Below are 15727 nucleotides of genomic sequence, written 5' to 3'. Positions count from 1 at the left end.
GCTCATGACCGACCAACTTCAGCCTCTACCCGGCGAATTCCTGCTCTACGAAACCGAGGACGGACGTACCCGCGTCGAATGCCGCTTCGTGGCCGATACGCTGTGGCTGCCGCAGGCAGGCATGGCCGAACTATTCCAGACCAGCAAGCAGAACGTCGCCAAGCACCTGAAGGCGATCTTTGCCGAGGGGGAGTTGCGGCCCGAGGCAGTTGTCAACCATTGGTTGACAACTGCCTCTGATGGCAAGAACTACCGGGTGGCCTACTACAGCTTGGAAGCGATTCTGGCGGTTGGCTACCGGGTGCGCTCGCCACGGGGCACACAATTCCGCCGCTGGGCCACGGAGCGCTTGGCGGAGTACCTGGTCAAGGGCTTCACGCTGGACGACGAACGCCTGAAGAACCCGCCCGTCGCCGGTTCCGCCGTTCCCGACCGCTTCGATGAGCTGCTCGAACGTATCCGCGACATTCGGGGCAGCGAACGCCGGATGTACCTGCGGGTGCGCGAGATTTTCTCGATGGCGGCGGACTACTCGCCCACGTTGCCGGAAACCACCCAGTTCTTCCGCTTCATTCAAAACAAGCTGCACTTCGCCGTCACCGGCAAGACCGCCGCCGAACTGATTACCGAGCGTGCCGACAGCCGCCTGCCCAACATGGGGCTGACGACCTGGAAATCCGGCAGCGTACAGAAGGCCGATGTGACCGTTGCCAAGAACTACCTGCGGGAATCGGAAATTAGCGAACTCAACCGCATTGTCACGATGTGGCTGGACTTCGCCGAGGATCAGGCTCGCCGGCGTAAGGAAGTGTTCCTGAAGAACTGGGCGGAGCGGCTCGATGCCTTCCTGACCTTCAACGAACGCGATGTACTCACCGACGCAGGCCGTATCTCCAAGAAGCAGGCCGACGCCCACGCTGAGAACCAATATGAGCAGTTCGCCGTCCAGCGGCGGGCCTTGTTGGAGGCCGAAGGTGCAGATGCCAATGTGCGGATGCTGGAGGACGCTGCCAGGGCGCTGCCCAAGCCGGGAAAAAGCAGCAATAAGCGAAAATGAATTGCCGGGCTTTTGGCCCGCCAAAGGGAAGAGGGAAAAGCAACAAGAGAATGGCACGCAAGGGACAACGGCCCTACCCAGAAAAGGAAAAGGCCGCCGTCACGCCGAGCCGGCACCGATCACCAGATTTCCCGACGGCACCAGCCCGTCGATGTAGTCCGACCACGCCTGCAACATCTCTCGCCTTTGCTCGGCGTATTCCGCCCGGTTGTAGACGCCCCGCACGCCGCCGATGGTGTGGTTCAGCGCCTTCTCCACCACATCCGAAGGCCAGCCCTGCTCGTGCAACAGGGTCGAAGCAGTGCGCCGCAGGTCATGGATGGTGAAGGCGGGGATCTCCTGCCCCTGCAATGACACCTTCAGCGCCTGGTTCAGCGCGTTGTTGGCAAAGGGCTTGGCCAGGGTACCGCGCCCCGGCAACACCCAGACGCTGCTGCTGGCCAGCGGCTTGAGTTCCTTGAACAGGGTCTGTGCCTGCGTGGACAAGTAGACGATGTGCGGCTTGCCGGTCTTGGAGTTCTCGACCGGGATGTGCCATTCGCCTTCGTCCAGATGCACGTCCTTCCACTGTGCCAGCATCAGCTCGGACTTGCGCACCAGGGTCATCAGGATCAATTGGAAGGCGATCTTGAACTGGCGGCGGATGTTGGAGGTCTGCATGGTGCGCAGGAACTGCCGGATTTCGTCCGGCGTCAGTGCCCGGTCGCGGGCGGCGGCGCGGTAGACGTGCCGCATCGGCAGGGCCATGACCGGGTTAGCCTGGATCAGGCCGCAGGTCAGTGCGTAGTCGAACATGCGTTTGAGCAGCCCGCGCACCTGGCCGGCGGCGGCGTCGAAACCTTGCGCCTTCTTGCGCCAGATGACGCTGCGCACGTCCTCGGCGGTGATGTCCCTGATCCGCTTGCTGCCGATGTGCGGCAGGATGTCCTTTTCCAGGTAGCGGCGAGGCATGGTCATGTCCTTGCGGTCGCGTGACTGGATGTCCTTGAAGAAGCGCTCGGTAAATTCGGCCAAGGTAGCGTCTTCTGCTCCAGCCACTTTCTCCTGCTGCTTCTTCTTTGCCGGCGACTCTCCCATCGCCACTTGCTGGGCTGCCTCGTCCCGCTTCAAGCGCGCATTCTTCAGCGTCAACGCGGGGTATTTGCCCAGCGTCAGCTTCTCGTACTTGCCGTTTAGCCGGTAGCGGTATCGCCAGACAACACCCCCGGTCGGGAAGACCTCCACATACAGCCCCCGGTCGTCGGTGACCGTATAGGTCTTGTCCCTGGACCTGAGTGCCTTGAGCGCAGTGTCGGTCAGTGCCATCTCATCCTCCGCATGTCCAAGTAGAAGGATGAAAGTGAAAAATCTAGCTACTTGGTGCCAAATTTGGACATAAAAACGAGTGGCTATGACTGTATCACCGAATCACTCAGTAGACAAAAATCCCTTTATTTATGGGGATTACAGGCACATCAGCAGACTTCAGTGGACATCCATAGACCCCATCTCACTTCCCGATGCAGAAGCTCGAGAAGATCCGCCCTAGTAACTCATCGGCGCTGAGTTGGCCGACGATCTCGCCGAGCGCGGCGTGCGTCAGGCGCAGTTCCTCGGCGGCCAGTTCCAGCCGCTCGTGGCCGAGTTCGATCGCCGCCGCGGCTGCATGCGCCGCGGCGCGCTGCAATGCGTCCACGTGCCGCGCGCGCGCGGAGAATTCGCCCTCGCTGCCGTCGCCGGCGGCGGCGACGACGATCGCGCGCAGCTGCGCGTGCAGTTGGTCGAGACCGCCGCCGGTCGCGGCGGAGACATGCACGCGGTCGGGCTCGGGCTCGGGCTCAGCGTCGAGCAGGTCGCTCTTGTTGTGGATCCACAGCCGCTGCGGCACGTCAGCGACGGCGGCGGCGATCGCCGCAAGGCCGGCATCGGTGTCGGTGTCGCGCGCATCGAGCACGATCAGCGCCAGGTCCGCGCGCTGCAATTCCAGCCGCGTGCGGCGCATGCCTTCGCGCTCAATCGCATCGCCGCCCTCGCGCAAGCCCGCGGTATCCACCAGGGTCAGCTCCACCCCGTCCAGGCGCACGGTCTCGCGTAAGGTGTCGCGGGTGGTGCCGGCGATGTCGGTGACGATGGCGCGCTCGCTGCCGGCCAGGGCGTTGAGCAGCGAGCTCTTGCCGGCGTTCGGCGGCCCCACCAGCACGGTGTGCAGGCCGTCGCGCAGGCGCCGGCCGCGCTCGGCGTCCAGCAGCAGTTGCGCCAGCACGGCGCGGGCCTGCTCTAGGCCGGCGCGGACTTGTGCGCCGCCGAGCGTGTTCAGCGATTCGTCGGCGAAATCGATCGCCGCCTCGATATGGATGCGCAATCGCGCCAGTTGCTCGGCAAGGGCCTGGATCCGGTGCGAAAATACCCCGTCCAGCGACCTGCGCGCCGCGCGCGCCGCGCGCAGGTCGCCAGCCGTGATCAGGTCGGCGATCGCCTCGACCTGGGCCAGGTCCAGCTTGCGGTTGAGGAAGGCGCGCTCGCTGAATTCGCCCGGCCGCGCAGGGCGCGCGCCGAGTTCGCAGCAACGCGCCACCAGTTGCCGCAGCAGCACCGGGCTGCCGTGCGCCTGCAGTTCCAGCACGTCCTCGCCGGTGAAACTGTGCGGGGCCGGGAACCACAGCGCGATACCGTCGTCCAGCGTATCGCCTTGCGCATCGCGGAAGCGTGCATAGCGCGCCGTGCGCGGGGCCAGCGTGCCCAGCCCGAGGCCGGCGCCGATCGCCGCGGCCAGGCGCCCGGACACGCGCACCACGCCGACGCCGCCCGCACCCGGGGCGGTGGCAATGGCGGCGATGGTGTCGACAGCGGCAGGTGGCATGGCGAAGCTCTCGGCGGCGGCGCTGCAGCCTACAACGTCTGCAGCCAAGTCCGGAATATAGATCTGGTCTTGGCGGCGTTACCGGTCGTCGCCCGTCTGCCGGTACGTGTCGTCGCGGTCGAGGCGAGCCATTGCGCGCGAGGAATGGATCTTCAGCGATGGTCTCCAGCCACTGTGCCGCCTACGCGTGCGTGCCTGGCGGTGGTGGATCCGGCGGACACGCAGCTATCGCAACGCCAACGCCCGCAAGGGCTGGCGTGCGCTGGCAACCCGGTAGCGGACCGCAGGCAGACGCAACGATGGTCGCACATGTTCGGTGACGCACGGGAACGAAGGCAGGACGCGCGGCGTTGCGCATGCACAACGCCTGCCTGGCGGCGGGCGTTGTCGGACTTAGAACCTGTTCACGATCTTTCCCGGGTAGTGCAAACTCTGCGGATGCGCACAAAGACGTATCCGAGTGCCATGAGCCGGGAGCGGTTCGAGCAGATCCGCCCCATTCTGGAGCAGGCGCGCAAGCGTACCAAGCCACGGACCGTGGATCTGTAGGACGTGTGGTGCGCGGTGCTGTACCTGCTGCGCACCGGCTGTCAGTGGCCAGCGCTGCCCAGCGACTTCCCGAAGTGGCGCACCGTGCACTGCTACTTTGCCAAGTGGAGCGAACCAGACGATGAAGGAGTGAGCCTGCTGGAGCGGGCGCTCAAAAAATCAGGGTGGCGCGGCCCGCCAGAGACAGGGGCGCAACGCTTGCAGCACGTTCTTGATCGTGGACGCACAGAGCGTGAAGAACACGGACACGGCCGGCCAGAAGGGTTATGACGCGGGCAAGAAGGTCTCGGGGATCAAGCGTCGCATCGCCGTCGATACCCAAGGCCTGCCGCATGCGGTCGCGGTGACGACGGCGGAAGTGACCGACCGCAAAGGCGCGCTCCAATCCCTGGATCGTTGCAAGCCGAACCTGGGACACGTGCAAAGCCTGTTGTGCGATAGCGGCTATACCGCAGAACCGTTCGCCGAAGGCGTACGAGAGATCCTGGGCAAGCAAGTCACGGTGCAGATCGCCAAACGCAGCGAACTGCACACCTTCAAGGTCATGCCCAAGCGCTGGAGCGTCGAACGCAGCTTTGCGTGGCTGGAAAAGAACCGAAGGCTATGGAAGAACTGCGAGCGCAAGCTCAACACCAGCTTGCAGTTCATCCACCTGGCATGCCTGACACTACTACTCAAAAGATGTGAACAGGTTCTTACTTCTTGGTCTTGGCCGGCGGTTTGGCCGTGGCGGCGACGACGGCCTCGCCGTGACGCTTGGTCATCCACCACTGCTGCAGCAGTCCCAGCGAGCCGTTGGTGACCCAGTACAGCACCAGGCCCGACGGCACGAAGGCCATCATCACGCCGAACACCAGCGGCATGAATTGCATCATCCGCGCCTGCATCGGGTCCATGCCCGGCGACGGCGTCAGCTTCTGCGTCAGCCACATCACCGCCACGTTGATCACCGGCAGGATGAAGTAGGGATCGCGCGCGGTCAGGTCCTGGATCCAGGCGAACCACGGCGCCTGACGCAGTTCCACCGATTCCACCAGCACCCAGTACAGGGCGAAGAAGATCGGCATCTGCACCAGCACCGGCAGGCAGCCGCCCATCGGATTGATCTTCTCCTTCTTGTACAACTCCATCATCGCGGTCTGGAACTTCTGCTTGTCGTCGCCGTAGCGTTCCTTGAGCTGCTGGATGCGCGGCTGGAACTTGCGCATCCTGGCCATGCTCTTGTACTGCGCCGCCGACAGCGGATACAGCACCAGCTTCAGCAGCACCACCAGGCCGACGATCGACCAGCCCCAGTTGCCAAGCAGGGTGTGCAGGTGGCTGAGCACCCAGAACAGGCCCTGGCCCAGGATCGCCATCAGCGAGAAGCGGCTGTAGTCGACCACGCGGTCCAGGCCGCGCACGTTTTCCTTGGCGATCTGGTTGACCAACTTCGGCCCGATCCACAAGCGCGCTTGGCTGCTGGCGCGCCCGCCCGGCGCGACGGTGAAGGCCGGGCCGCGCGCTTCGATCACGTGGCGCGGGCCGTCGTTGGACAGCACATACAGCGCATCCTGGTCGGCCTGCGGAATCCAGCCGGTGAAGAAATGGTGCTGCAGCAGCGCGATCCAGCCGCCCTTGATGGTCTGGTTCACCGGGCCGTCTTCCAGGAAGTCCTTGAAGGCGCGGCGCTGGTAGCCGTCCTGCGCGCTGAACCATGTGGCGCCGTTGAAGCTGAAGGAATCCGGGTTGGTCATGCCGCGGCTGACGATGGTCGGCACCCGGCTCAGCTTGCGGAACACGTAGCCCTGCCAGGGCTTGCTGCCCTGGTTGACGATCTCGTCCTTGATCTGCACGGCATAGTGGCCGCGCTGCACGGTGTAGACGCGGCGGATGCTGATCCCGTCCGGGCCGTTCCACACGAACGGCACCTGCAATGCGTCCTGGCCCTTGGCCAGCACGTAGTCCTTGCCCGGCTGCTCCGGGCGGAAGCCGCCGGGACCCGGCGACGGCGCGTTGCGCTCGCCGACCCAGCCGCTGGTCGCGGTATACGGGTGCGCCGCGTCCTCGGTCAGCAGCGCGACCGGCGGGCTGCCCGGCTGCTTGGTCTGCGGGAACATCAGCAGATCCGCATCGAACACGCTGCGCCCGTCCAGCGTCAGGTGCAGCACGTCGGTGGTGATGGTGACCCGCGATGCGACGCCGGCGGCCACCGGCGCGGCGCTCGTCTCGGAGGGTGCGCCCGGCACATCGGCCGCACCCGGCACGGCGGCGCGCGGCACGGCGGGAGCGGCACTGCCGCCGGCATCGACGTCCTGCGCGGGCGGCAGCGTGGTCGCGGCCGCAACGGCCGCCGCATCGGCCGCAGGCGCGGCGTGCTCCCTGTTCCACTCCATCCACAACAGGCCCGCGACCATCAGCCAGGCAAAGATCAGGAAAAGGCGGGTCTGGTTCATCGGACAGGCGGGCTCGGCTCAGCCAGAAACGGGTTCTGACTTGGAAGGGGGGAAGGACGAAGGAGAAAGAGGCGGCGGCATTGTGCCGTCCGCAGCCGGGGCCGGCAATGCGCCGGCACGGCGCAGCAGGCGCAGGTAGGCCTGGCGCAGCTGTTCGCCGCTGGCCTGGGCGGCGGCGCCGCGCGCCACCACCACATAGTCGCCCGGCGCCAGCCATGGCAGCAGCTGCCGGGTGGCCTCGCGCAGTACGCGCTTGATGCGGTTGCGTACCACCGCGCGCTTGTCGACCTTGCGCGACACGGCCAGGCCGAGCCGTGCAGGATGTGCTGCGCTGCGCCAGTGCAGGCTCATCAGCGGTTCGGAGCAACGGCGCGCGGCATCGAACACGACGCGGTATTCCGCAGACGTACGAACCCGCGCAGAGCGAGGAAATCGCCTACGCGGGTTGGGATGATTCACGGTCCGGATTGCAGGCGCCGCCTGGGGCGGCGAAGCAATCAAGCGCTCAGGCGCTTGCGGCCCTTGGCGCGGCGACGGGCCAGGATCTTGCGGCCGTCGGCGGTGGCCATACGGGCACGGAAGCCGTGGTCGCGCTTGCGCTTGAGGTTGCTGGGCTGGAAGGTGCGCTTGGTGGCCATCGGGGCGCTCTGTTTGAATGAGGTGGAAAGAACCGGCGATTTTATAGGCCGGACCAGGCCGCGGTCAACTGCGGGCTGTCCGGCGCCGCCACGGCCGCCGCGCCCGGTCTGTGGATGGATCTGTGAATAGATGCGGGAAAACCATTCCCGACTCTGCGTGCCGATGGTAGTCTGGCCCATCCGCTTCTCTCTTTTCACCGGCCGAGTGCGCCGCGACCTTTCGCGCCTCACGCCTGGTCTCTCAATGAATCACATCTGATGGATGCTTGGCCCCGTTGCCTGGAACGCCTGGAAGCTGAATTTCCAGCCGAGGACGTTCACACCTGGTTGAAACCGCTGCAAGCCGAACAGCGCCATGACAACAGCATGGTCCTGTACGCCCCGAACGCCTTCATCGTCGAGCAGGTGCGCGACCGCTACCTGGCGCGGATCCGCGAGCTGCTGACCTACTTCGCCGGCAACGGCGAGGTGGCGCTGCAGGTCGGCTCGCGGCCGCGCGCGCCGGAACCGGTCCCCGCCGGCGGCGACACGCTCGCCCCGCGCGCGCCGCCGCCGGCGTTGCTGGAGCCGTTCGCCGGCAACCTCGACTCGCACTACACCTTCGCCAACTTCGTCGAGGGCCGCAGCAACCAGCTCGGCTTGGCTGCGGCGGTGCAGGCGGCACAGAAGCCCGGTGAACGCGCACACAATCCGTTGCTGCTGTACGGCGGCACCGGCTTGGGTAAGACCCATCTGATGTTCGCCGCCGGCAACGCGATGCGCGAGCAGAACCCCAACGCACGGGTCATGTACCTGCGCTCGGAACAGTTCTTCAGCGCGATGATCCGCGCGCTGCAGGACAAGGCCATGGACCAGTTCAAGCGCCAGTTCCAGCAGGTGGACGCGCTGCTGATCGACGACATCCAGTTCTTCGCCGGCAAGGACCGCACCCAGGAAGAGTTCTTCCATACCTTCAACGCGCTGTTCGATGGCCGCCAGCAGATCATCCTGACCTGCGACCGCTACCCGCGCGAGGTCGAAGGCCTGGAGCCGCGGCTGAAGTCGCGCCTGGCCTGGGGCCTGTCGGTGGCGATTGACCCGCCCGACTTCGAGACCCGTGCGGCGATCGTGCTGGCCAAGGCGCGCGAGCGCGGCGCCGAGATCCCCGACGACGTGGCGTTCCTGATCGCCAAGAAGATGCGCTCGAACGTGCGCGACCTGGAAGGCGCGCTCAACACGCTGGCCGCCCGCGCCAACTTCACCGGCCGCGCGATCACCACCGAGTTCGCCCAGGAAACCCTACGCGACCTGCTGCGCGCGCAGCAGCAGGCGATCGGCATTCCCAACATCCAGAAGACCGTGGCCGACTATTACGGCCTACAGATCAAGGATCTGCTGTCCAAGCGCCGCACGCGCTCGCTGGCGCGGCCGCGGCAAGTGGCGATGGCGCTGACCAAGGAGCTGACCGAACACAGCCTGCCGGAGATCGGCGACGCCTTCGCCGGCCGCGACCACACCACCGTGCTGCACGCCTGCCGCCAGATCAAGCACCTGATGGACACCGACGGCAAGCTGCGCGAAGACTGGGACAAGCTGATCCGCAAACTGAGCGAGTAATGCAGTGGAGGGGCAAGGCGATGGGTCAATCCGCGTTCACAGGCCTGGTCTACGGGGAGACGCGCGCGTTTGATAAATCGGTGCATGACTTGGCGACAAATCCGGGAGAAACTGTGGATAAAGTGCAGGATGACGAAAGCGGGAAAAATACCCACAGGTTTCCCCACGCCTTCAGGGGCAGTAGTACAAGACATTGAAGTGACAGAAAAGCCTTTTATTACAATTAGTTGAGCAATCTTTCCACCGAAATCCGCTCTACCATCACCACCAAGCTTTTGATTTATTCCACATTTTTTAAAGCATAGGGGCACGGAACCACATGCGTTTCACACTGCAGCGCGAAGCCTTCCTGAAGCCATTGGCGCAAGTCGTCAATGTGGTCGAACGCCGCCAGACCTTGCCGGTCCTGGCCAACTTCCTGGTCCAGGTCCACGACGGGCAACTGTCACTGACCGGTACCGACCTGGAAGTGGAAATGGTGTCGCGCATTGCGGTCGACGACGCCCAGAACGGCGAAACCACGATCCCGGCACGTAAGCTCTTCGAGATCATTCGGGCCTTGCCCGACGGCAGCAAGATCACCCTATCGCAGACCGGCGACAAGATCACAGTGCAGGCCGGGCGTAGCCGGTTCACGCTTGCCACACTGCCGGCCAACGATTTCCCTTCGGTCGACGAAGTGGAGGCCACAGAGCGCCTCTTGGTACCGGAAGCGGCACTGAAGGAGTTGATCGAACGCACCGCTTTCGCGATGGCGCAGCAGGACGTGCGCTACTACCTTAATGGTCTGTTGTTCGATCTACGCGACCAGACCCTATGCTGCGTGGCCACTGATGGCCACCGGCTGGCGCTGTGCGAGATCGCGTTGGAGAATGCCGGCGGCGCCAAGCGCCAGATCATCGTGCCGCGCAAGGGCGTGACAGAACTGCAACGTCTGCTGGAAGGCGGCGACCGCGAGGTCGAACTGGAAGTCGGCCGCAGCCACGTACGGGTCAAGCGCGACGATGTCACCTTCACCTCGAAGCTGATCGACGGCCGGTTCCCGGATTATGAAGCAGTGATTCCGATCGGCGCCGATCACGAAGTCAAGCTGGACCGCGAGGTGCTGCGCGCCGCGCTGCAGCGTGCAGCGATCCTATCAAACGAGAAGTACCGCGGCGTGCGCGTGGAAGTCTCACCAGGACAGCTGAAGATCAGCGCGCACAACCCCGAGCAGGAAGAAGCGCAAGAAGAGATCGAGGCCGACACCAAGGTCAACGATCTTGCGATCGGCTTCAATGTGAACTACCTGCTCGACGCATTGTCGGCACTGCGCGAGGAGTTCATCGTGATCCAACTGCGCGACGCCAACTCCTCCGCATTGGTGCGCGAGGCCAGCAGCGCGCGTTCGCGCCACGTGGTGATGCCGCTGCGGCTGTGACCGCAGTGGAAGGGATCTTGTTCCACGTGGAACAGAAGCAGAAAACCCGGACGCGCGCCGGTTTCCTGTTTCTGCGCGTGTAGCATGGGCCAACGCGATTCGGCCGGAAGGTCGGAATGCGCCGCGTCAGACTGTACCTTCGATGCATTGCACTGCGGCGGCACGACAGGTCGATCCAGTGCCGCTGGGAACCGGTCGCACGCAGAGACAGTACGTTCGCGGCCGCTTTGGGTATGCTGCCGCCCTGCCCCCATGAGCCGACTCCGCGTGCGCCCGGCGCGAGCGCCTTTGCTCCCATCCCCGCATGCATGTTTCCCGTCTCGATCTCCATCACCTGCGCCGCTTTGCCGCGCTCGAACTGGCGCCTGCGCCGGGCCTGAACCTCATCACTGGCGACAACGGCACTGGCAAGACCACGATCCTGGAAGCCATCCACCTAATGGCTTATGGACGCAGTTTCCGCGGCAGGGTCCGCGATGGATTGGTCAGGCAGGGCCAGGACGCGCTTGAAGTGTTCGTCGAATGGCAGGAGCGTGGCCCGGATCCGCAGCAGCCGCGGAGGCGTCGCGCCGGGTTGCGGCACAGCGGTCAGGCGTGGCGTGGCCGGCTCGACGGCGAAGACGTGGTCTATCTGGGCACGCTGTGCGCCGCGTTGGCGGTCGTCAGTTTCGAGCCGGGTAGCCATGCCTTGGTCAGTGGCGGCGGCGAACCGCGGCGGCGCTTCGTCGACTGGGGCTTGTTCCACGTGGAACCAGACTTTTTGGGTATGTGGCGCCGCTACGCGCGTGCGCTGAAGCAGCGCAACGCCCTATTGAAGAGCGGCGGCGACGGCGCGGCCCTGGACGCCTGGGATTACGAACTGGCAGAGGCCGGCGAACCCTTGACCTCGCGCCGCGAGCACTACCTGGAACGACTGCTGCAACGCTTGCTGGCGCTCGGGCCGGAACTGGCGCCCGCCCTGGGTATCCAGCATTTGCAGTTCGCGCCCGGCTGGCGCCGCAACGAAGTGCCGCTGGTCGATGCGTTGTTGCTCAATCGCGAGCGCGACCGTTTGCATGGTTACACCTCGGTCGGCCCACACCGCGCCGACTGGAGCCTGGAGTTCGTATCGATCCCCGGCCGTGACGCATTATCGCGCGGCCAGGCCAAACTCACCGCGTTGGCCTGCCTGTTGGCCCAGGCAGAAGATTACGCCGAGCAGCGCGGGGAGTGGCCGGTCATCGCGCTGGATGATCTGGCCTCGGAACTGGACCAGCACCATCAGCGGCGGGTGCTGCAGCGGTTGCAAAGGGGGGCGGCACAGGTCTTCGTGACCGCGACCGAAACCCCGCAGGCGCTGGCCGATATCGCGCTGCCGATCGCGCGGTTCCACGTGGAACATGGGCAGGCCCAGGCCCGTTCCTAGCCGTCGCGGGGCTGGAGAGCCGGGGCTGCTATAATTTGCCGCAATCCCCTATCCATCGGCGCGACCGGGCTCCTGCTCGCCGTCGTCCGACTCGTGGAGCCTACGGCAAGCGCATGACCGAACGACAGAATCCGCCAGCCTCACCCGCCAACACCAACTACGACTCCAGCAAAATCACCGTACTGCGTGGGCTGGAAGCGGTCCGCAAGCGTCCCGGCATGTACATCGGCGACGTGCATGACGGCACCGGCCTGCACCACATGGTGTTCGAGGTCGTCGACAACTCCATCGACGAAGCGCTGGCCGGCCACGCCGACAACGTGTTGGTGAAGATCCTCGCGGACGGTTCGGTGGCGGTATCGGACAACGGCCGCGGCATCCCGGTCGACATCCACAAGGAAGAAGGCGTCTCCGCGGCCGAGGTGATCCTCACCGTGTTGCATGCCGGTGGCAAGTTCGACGACAACAGCTACAAAGTGTCCGGCGGCCTGCACGGCGTCGGCGTGTCGGTAGTCAACGCCCTGTCCGAGCACCTGTGGCTGGAGGTCTGGCGCGACGGCCACCACTATCAGCAGGAGTACAAACTGGGCGAACCGCAATACCCGCTCAAGCAGTTGGAAGCATCCGACAAGCGCGGCACCACGTTGCGTTTCAAGCCAGCGGTGGAGATATTCAGCGACGTCGAGTTCCACTACGACATTCTCGCGCGGCGCCTGCGCGAGCTGTCCTTCCTCAACTCCGGGGTCAAGATCACCCTGCAGGACGAGCGCGGCGAAGGCCGCCACGACGTGTTCGAGTACGAGGGCGGCATCCGCAGCTTCGTCGAGCACCTGGCGCAACTGAAGACCCCCCTGCATCCGAACGTGATCTCGGTGACCGGCGAGCACAACGGCATTGTCGTGGACGTTGCCCTGCAGTGGACCGACGCCTACCAGGAAACCATGTTCTGCTTCACCAACAACATCCCGCAAAAGGACGGCGGCACCCATCTGGCCGGCTTTCGCGCCGCGCTGACCCGGACCCTGTCCAGCTACATCGAACAAAACGGCATCGCCAAGCAAGCCAAGATCGCTTTCTCCGGCGACGACATGCGCGAAGGCATGATTGCGGTGCTGTCGGTCAAGGTGCCCGATCCCAGCTTCTCCTCGCAAACCAAGGAAAAACTGGTCAGTTCCGACGTGAAGCCGGCGGTTGAGGCCACGTTCGGCGCGCGATTGGAGGAATTCCTGCAGGAAAACCCTAACGAGGCCAAGGCCATCGCCGGCAAGATCGTCGATGCCGCGCGCGCGCGCGAGGCCGCGCGCAAGGCGCGCGACCTGACCCGTCGCAAGGGCGCGCTGGACATCGCCGGCCTGCCCGGCAAGCTGGCCGACTGCCAGGAAAAGGATCCAGCGCTGTCGGAACTGTTCATCGTCGAGGGCGACTCGGCAGGTGGTTCGGCCAAGCAGGGCCGCAACCGCAAGAACCAGGCGGTGCTGCCGCTGCGGGGCAAGATCCTCAACGTGGAGCGTGCGCGCTTCGACCGCATGCTGGCCTCCGACCAGGTCGGCACGCTGATCACCGCGCTGGGCACCGGCATCGGCCGCGACGAATACAACCCGGACAAGCTGCGCTACCACCGCATCATCATCATGACCGACGCCGACGTCGACGGCGCGCATATCCGCACCCTGCTGTTGACGTTCTTCTACCGGCAGATGCCGGAACTGATCGAGCGCGGCTACGTCTACATCGGCCTGCCGCCGCTGTACCGGCTCAAGCAGGGCAAGCAGGAGCTGTACCTGAAGGACGACAACGCGCTCAACGCCTACCTGGCCAACAGCGCGGTCGAGGGCGCGGCGCTGATCCCGGCGAGCGACGAGCCGCCGATCACCAGCAGCGCGCTGGAGAAGCTGCTGTTGCTGTTCGCCAGCGCCAACGATGCGGTGGCGCGCAACGCGCATCGCTACGACCCGGCGCTGCTGACCGCGCTGATCGACCTGCCGCCACTGGACGTGGCGCAACTGGAGACCGAGGGCGACCAGCACCCGAGCCTGGAAGCGCTGCAGGCCGTGCTCAACCGCGGCAGCCTGGGCACCGCCCGCTACCAGCTGCGCTTCGAGCCGGGCACCGAACACCGCCCGGCCACCCTGCTCGCGGTCCGCCGCCACATGGGCGAAGAGTTGACCCAGGTCCTGCCGATGGCGGTGTTCGAGAGCGGCGAACTGCGCCCGCTGCGCGAGGTCGCACTGGCGCTGCACGGGCTGGTCCGCGCAGGCGCGCAGATCGTGCGCGGCAACAAGACCCAGCAGGTCGGCAGCTTTGCGCAGGCCCACGCCTGGCTGTTCGACGAGGCGAAGAAGGGCCGGCAGATCCAGCGCTTCAAGGGCCTGGGCGAAATGAACGCCGAGCAGCTGTGGGAAACCACAGTGAACCCGGACACGCGCCGGCTACTGCAGGTGCGCATCGAGGATGCGGTGGCGGCCGACCAGATTTTCAGCACCTTGATGGGCGACGTGGTCGAACCGCGCCGCGATTTCATCGAGGAAAACGCGCTGAAAGTCGCCAACCTCGACATCTGACCACGCGGTCGCGCTCGCGTGGGCAGGCGGGCGGGCGCCGCCACGCTCTTCCTAGTGTTCCGTCTCAAAAATAACGTTTCCTAAAAATTGTCTATGCTTCCCCTGTCAGCAACAGACCGGAGACGGGCAGATGAACTCGCAGAACATTACCCTGACACCCGAAGAGCACAGCCCACTCGCTACGTTTGGAACGCCAAAGGGGAAGACATCTTGAACAAAATTCAGCGAGCCCGCGAAGCAATGGCATCGCAAGCGTGAGGGATATTATTTCTGAGACGGCACACTAGCTGCTCTCGCCCAGAATCACGATGACCTCGCTGCCGTCGCCCATGCCCGCTCTGCCGCAGCCGCTGATCCCCCGTTCCGCGCCGCCGTCCGGCTGGCGCGGGCCGCTGCTCGGCTTCGTCCTCGACGTGCTGCTGGCCGCAGTCGTGCTGCTGGCCGTCAGCGTGCTATGCGGCATGGCTTGGAGCGTGGTCCGCGCGGCCCAGGTGACCCTGGAGCTGCGTGCGCAGGGCATTGCCGGCGATCGGCTCGGCTCCTCCGTCGCCGCCCATCTCGGCCAGCCTGGTACGCTGGCGCAGCTATTGATCGCGTTGTTCAGCACGCTTGCGGCGGCGTTGCTGCTGTACTTCCTGCGCCGTCCCGCCAGCGCCGCCGAACGCCGCTGCTCCTGGCAGGCCGCGCGCTCGCGCTCGACCTGGGGCTGGGTGCTGCTGGTCGCCGCGGCGGTGTTCGTGGGCAGTACCGTGCTCTCGGCCGTCGGCGCGCAGCTGGGGAGCACGCCGGTCCCGACCAATCTGCCGCTGATGCGCGAGGCGATGGCGCAGATGCCGCTGTTCCTGCTCGTGTTCGCGGTGCTGATCGCGCCGGCCTACGAAGAACTGCTGTTCCGCCGGGTCCTGTTCGGCCGCCTGTGGGACGCCGGCCGGCCGCGGCTGGGCATGGCGCTCAGCGGCGTCGCATTCGCGTTGGTGCACGAACTGCCCGGCACCACCGGCAACGGCGTGGCCGCGACCGCGCAGCTGTGGCTGATCTACGGCGGCATGGGGGCGGCGTTCGCATGGCTGTACAAGCGCACCGGCACGCTGTGGGCACCGATCACGGCGCATGGACTGAATAACGCCGTCGCGGTCGCCGGCTTATGGTTTGGCACAACCTGAAGCTTTGTTTGACGAAAAGTTAAGACCCGTCCCACCACACTGCGACGCGTGTGATAGGGGGATC

General features: G+C 65.3%; 12 protein-coding genes and 1 pseudogene. 7 read left to right on the top strand and 6 right to left on the bottom strand.

What is annotated here, in order from left to right:
• Positions 1-4 precede the first annotated feature (4 nt).
• Positions 5-1057 (top strand): virulence RhuM family protein, encoded by a 1053-nt coding sequence (locus G4Q83_RS18320; RefSeq protein ID WP_128421236.1) that lies wholly within the window; start codon positions 5-7, stop codon positions 1055-1057.
• Between the two features lie 99 nt (positions 1058-1156).
• Here G4Q83_RS18320 and G4Q83_RS18315 read toward each other — a convergent pair whose 3' ends face one another.
• Together G4Q83_RS18315 and mnmE are read right to left on the bottom strand one after the other, a co-directional pair.
• Positions 1157-2362, bottom strand: coding sequence for a tyrosine-type recombinase/integrase (locus tag G4Q83_RS18315; protein WP_128421235.1), 1206 nt, complete (start codon positions 2360-2362; stop codon positions 1157-1159).
• A 184-nt stretch (positions 2363-2546) separates the two neighbouring features.
• On the bottom strand, positions 2547-3896 hold the full coding sequence (gene mnmE, locus G4Q83_RS18310) for a tRNA uridine-5-carboxymethylaminomethyl(34) synthesis GTPase MnmE (RefSeq protein ID WP_128421234.1): 1350 nt from the start codon (positions 3894-3896) through the stop codon (positions 2547-2549).
• Positions 3897-4334: 438 nt separating this feature from the next.
• On the opposite strand from mnmE, the pseudogene G4Q83_RS18305 reads away from it, so the two are divergent.
• Positions 4335-5127 (top strand): annotated as a pseudogene (locus G4Q83_RS18305) (IS5 family transposase); the annotation flags it as partial.
• Between the two features lie 13 nt (positions 5128-5140).
• Here G4Q83_RS18305 and yidC read toward each other — a convergent pair.
• From yidC to rpmH, 3 genes are read right to left on the bottom strand one after another with little or no spacing between them, the layout of a single operon-like run.
• Positions 5141-6880, bottom strand: a complete 1740-nt coding sequence (yidC, locus tag G4Q83_RS18300) for a membrane protein insertase YidC (RefSeq protein WP_128421900.1) — start codon at positions 6878-6880, stop codon at positions 5141-5143.
• 18 nt (positions 6881-6898) lie between these two features.
• Positions 6899-7339 carry a ribonuclease P protein component gene (gene rnpA, locus G4Q83_RS18295; RefSeq protein ID WP_128421901.1) on the bottom strand — a complete coding sequence of 147 codons (441 nt, stop codon included), beginning with the start codon at positions 7337-7339 and terminating at the stop codon, positions 6899-6901.
• 38 nt (positions 7340-7377) lie between these two features.
• A complete protein-coding gene (gene rpmH / locus G4Q83_RS18290) occupies positions 7378-7518 on the bottom strand; it encodes a 50S ribosomal protein L34 (protein WP_003469983.1) in 141 nt (46 codons plus the stop codon).
• A 258-nt stretch (positions 7519-7776) separates the two neighbouring features.
• On the opposite strand from rpmH, the gene dnaA reads away from it, so the two are divergent.
• The gene (dnaA, locus tag G4Q83_RS18285) at positions 7777-9114 is read left to right on the top strand and encodes a chromosomal replication initiator protein DnaA (protein WP_185817255.1); all 1338 of its coding nucleotides are present in this window, start codon (positions 7777-7779) and stop codon (positions 9112-9114) included.
• 280 nt (positions 9115-9394) lie between these two features.
• Here dnaA and G4Q83_RS23710 read toward each other — a convergent pair whose 3' ends face one another.
• Positions 9395-9547 (bottom strand): hypothetical protein, encoded by a 153-nt coding sequence (locus G4Q83_RS23710; protein WP_246432422.1) that lies wholly within the window; start codon positions 9545-9547, stop codon positions 9395-9397.
• Here G4Q83_RS23710 and dnaN point away from each other — a divergent pair.
• The 4 genes from dnaN to G4Q83_RS18265 all read left to right on the top strand — a co-directional run bounded on the left by dnaN (position 9491) and on the right by G4Q83_RS18265 (position 15663).
• Positions 9491-10534 (top strand): DNA polymerase III subunit beta, encoded by a 1044-nt coding sequence (dnaN, locus tag G4Q83_RS18280; protein ID WP_246432404.1) that lies wholly within the window; start codon positions 9491-9493, stop codon positions 10532-10534. The genes G4Q83_RS23710 and dnaN overlap by 57 nt on opposite strands.
• 304 nt (positions 10535-10838) lie before the next feature.
• A complete protein-coding gene (gene recF, locus G4Q83_RS18275; protein ID WP_128421878.1) occupies positions 10839-11939 on the top strand; it encodes a DNA replication/repair protein RecF in 1101 nt (366 codons plus the stop codon).
• A gap of 113 nt (positions 11940-12052) precedes the next feature.
• Positions 12053-14500 carry a DNA topoisomerase (ATP-hydrolyzing) subunit B gene (gene gyrB, locus G4Q83_RS18270; protein ID WP_185817254.1) on the top strand — a complete coding sequence of 816 codons (2448 nt, stop codon included), beginning with the start codon at positions 12053-12055 and terminating at the stop codon, positions 14498-14500.
• 308 nt (positions 14501-14808) lie between these two features.
• Positions 14809-15663, top strand: coding sequence for a CPBP family intramembrane glutamic endopeptidase (locus G4Q83_RS18265; RefSeq protein ID WP_128421564.1), 855 nt, complete (start codon positions 14809-14811; stop codon positions 15661-15663).
• Positions 15664-15727 lie beyond the last annotated feature (64 nt).

The organism is Xanthomonas theicola (assembly GCF_014236795.1).
In the GTDB taxonomy this organism is placed as follows: Bacteria; Pseudomonadota; Gammaproteobacteria; order Xanthomonadales; family Xanthomonadaceae; genus Xanthomonas_A; species Xanthomonas_A theicola.
Note: the sequence above shows the minus strand (reverse complement) of the source record. Positions and strands in the feature narration are given on the sequence as shown.

Coding starts and splice junctions, on each gene's coding strand:
- G4Q83_RS18320 (WP_128421236.1), top strand. CDS start 5: ATGACCGACCAACTTCAGCCTCTACCCGGCGAATTCCTGCTCTACGAA.
- G4Q83_RS18315 (WP_128421235.1), bottom strand. CDS start 2,362: ATGGCACTGACCGACACTGCGCTCAAGGCACTCAGGTCCAGGGACAAG.
- mnmE (WP_128421234.1), bottom strand. CDS start 3,896: ATGCCACCTGCCGCTGTCGACACCATCGCCGCCATTGCCACCGCCCCG.
- yidC (WP_128421900.1), bottom strand. CDS start 6,880: ATGAACCAGACCCGCCTTTTCCTGATCTTTGCCTGGCTGATGGTCGCG.
- rpmH (WP_003469983.1), bottom strand. CDS start 7,518: ATGGCCACCAAGCGCACCTTCCAGCCCAGCAACCTCAAGCGCAAGCGC.
- dnaA (WP_185817255.1), top strand. CDS start 7,777: ATGGATGCTTGGCCCCGTTGCCTGGAACGCCTGGAAGCTGAATTTCCA.
- recF (WP_128421878.1), top strand. CDS start 10,839: ATGCATGTTTCCCGTCTCGATCTCCATCACCTGCGCCGCTTTGCCGCG.
- gyrB (WP_185817254.1), top strand. CDS start 12,053: ATGACCGAACGACAGAATCCGCCAGCCTCACCCGCCAACACCAACTAC.
- G4Q83_RS18265 (WP_128421564.1), top strand. CDS start 14,809: ATGACCTCGCTGCCGTCGCCCATGCCCGCTCTGCCGCAGCCGCTGATC.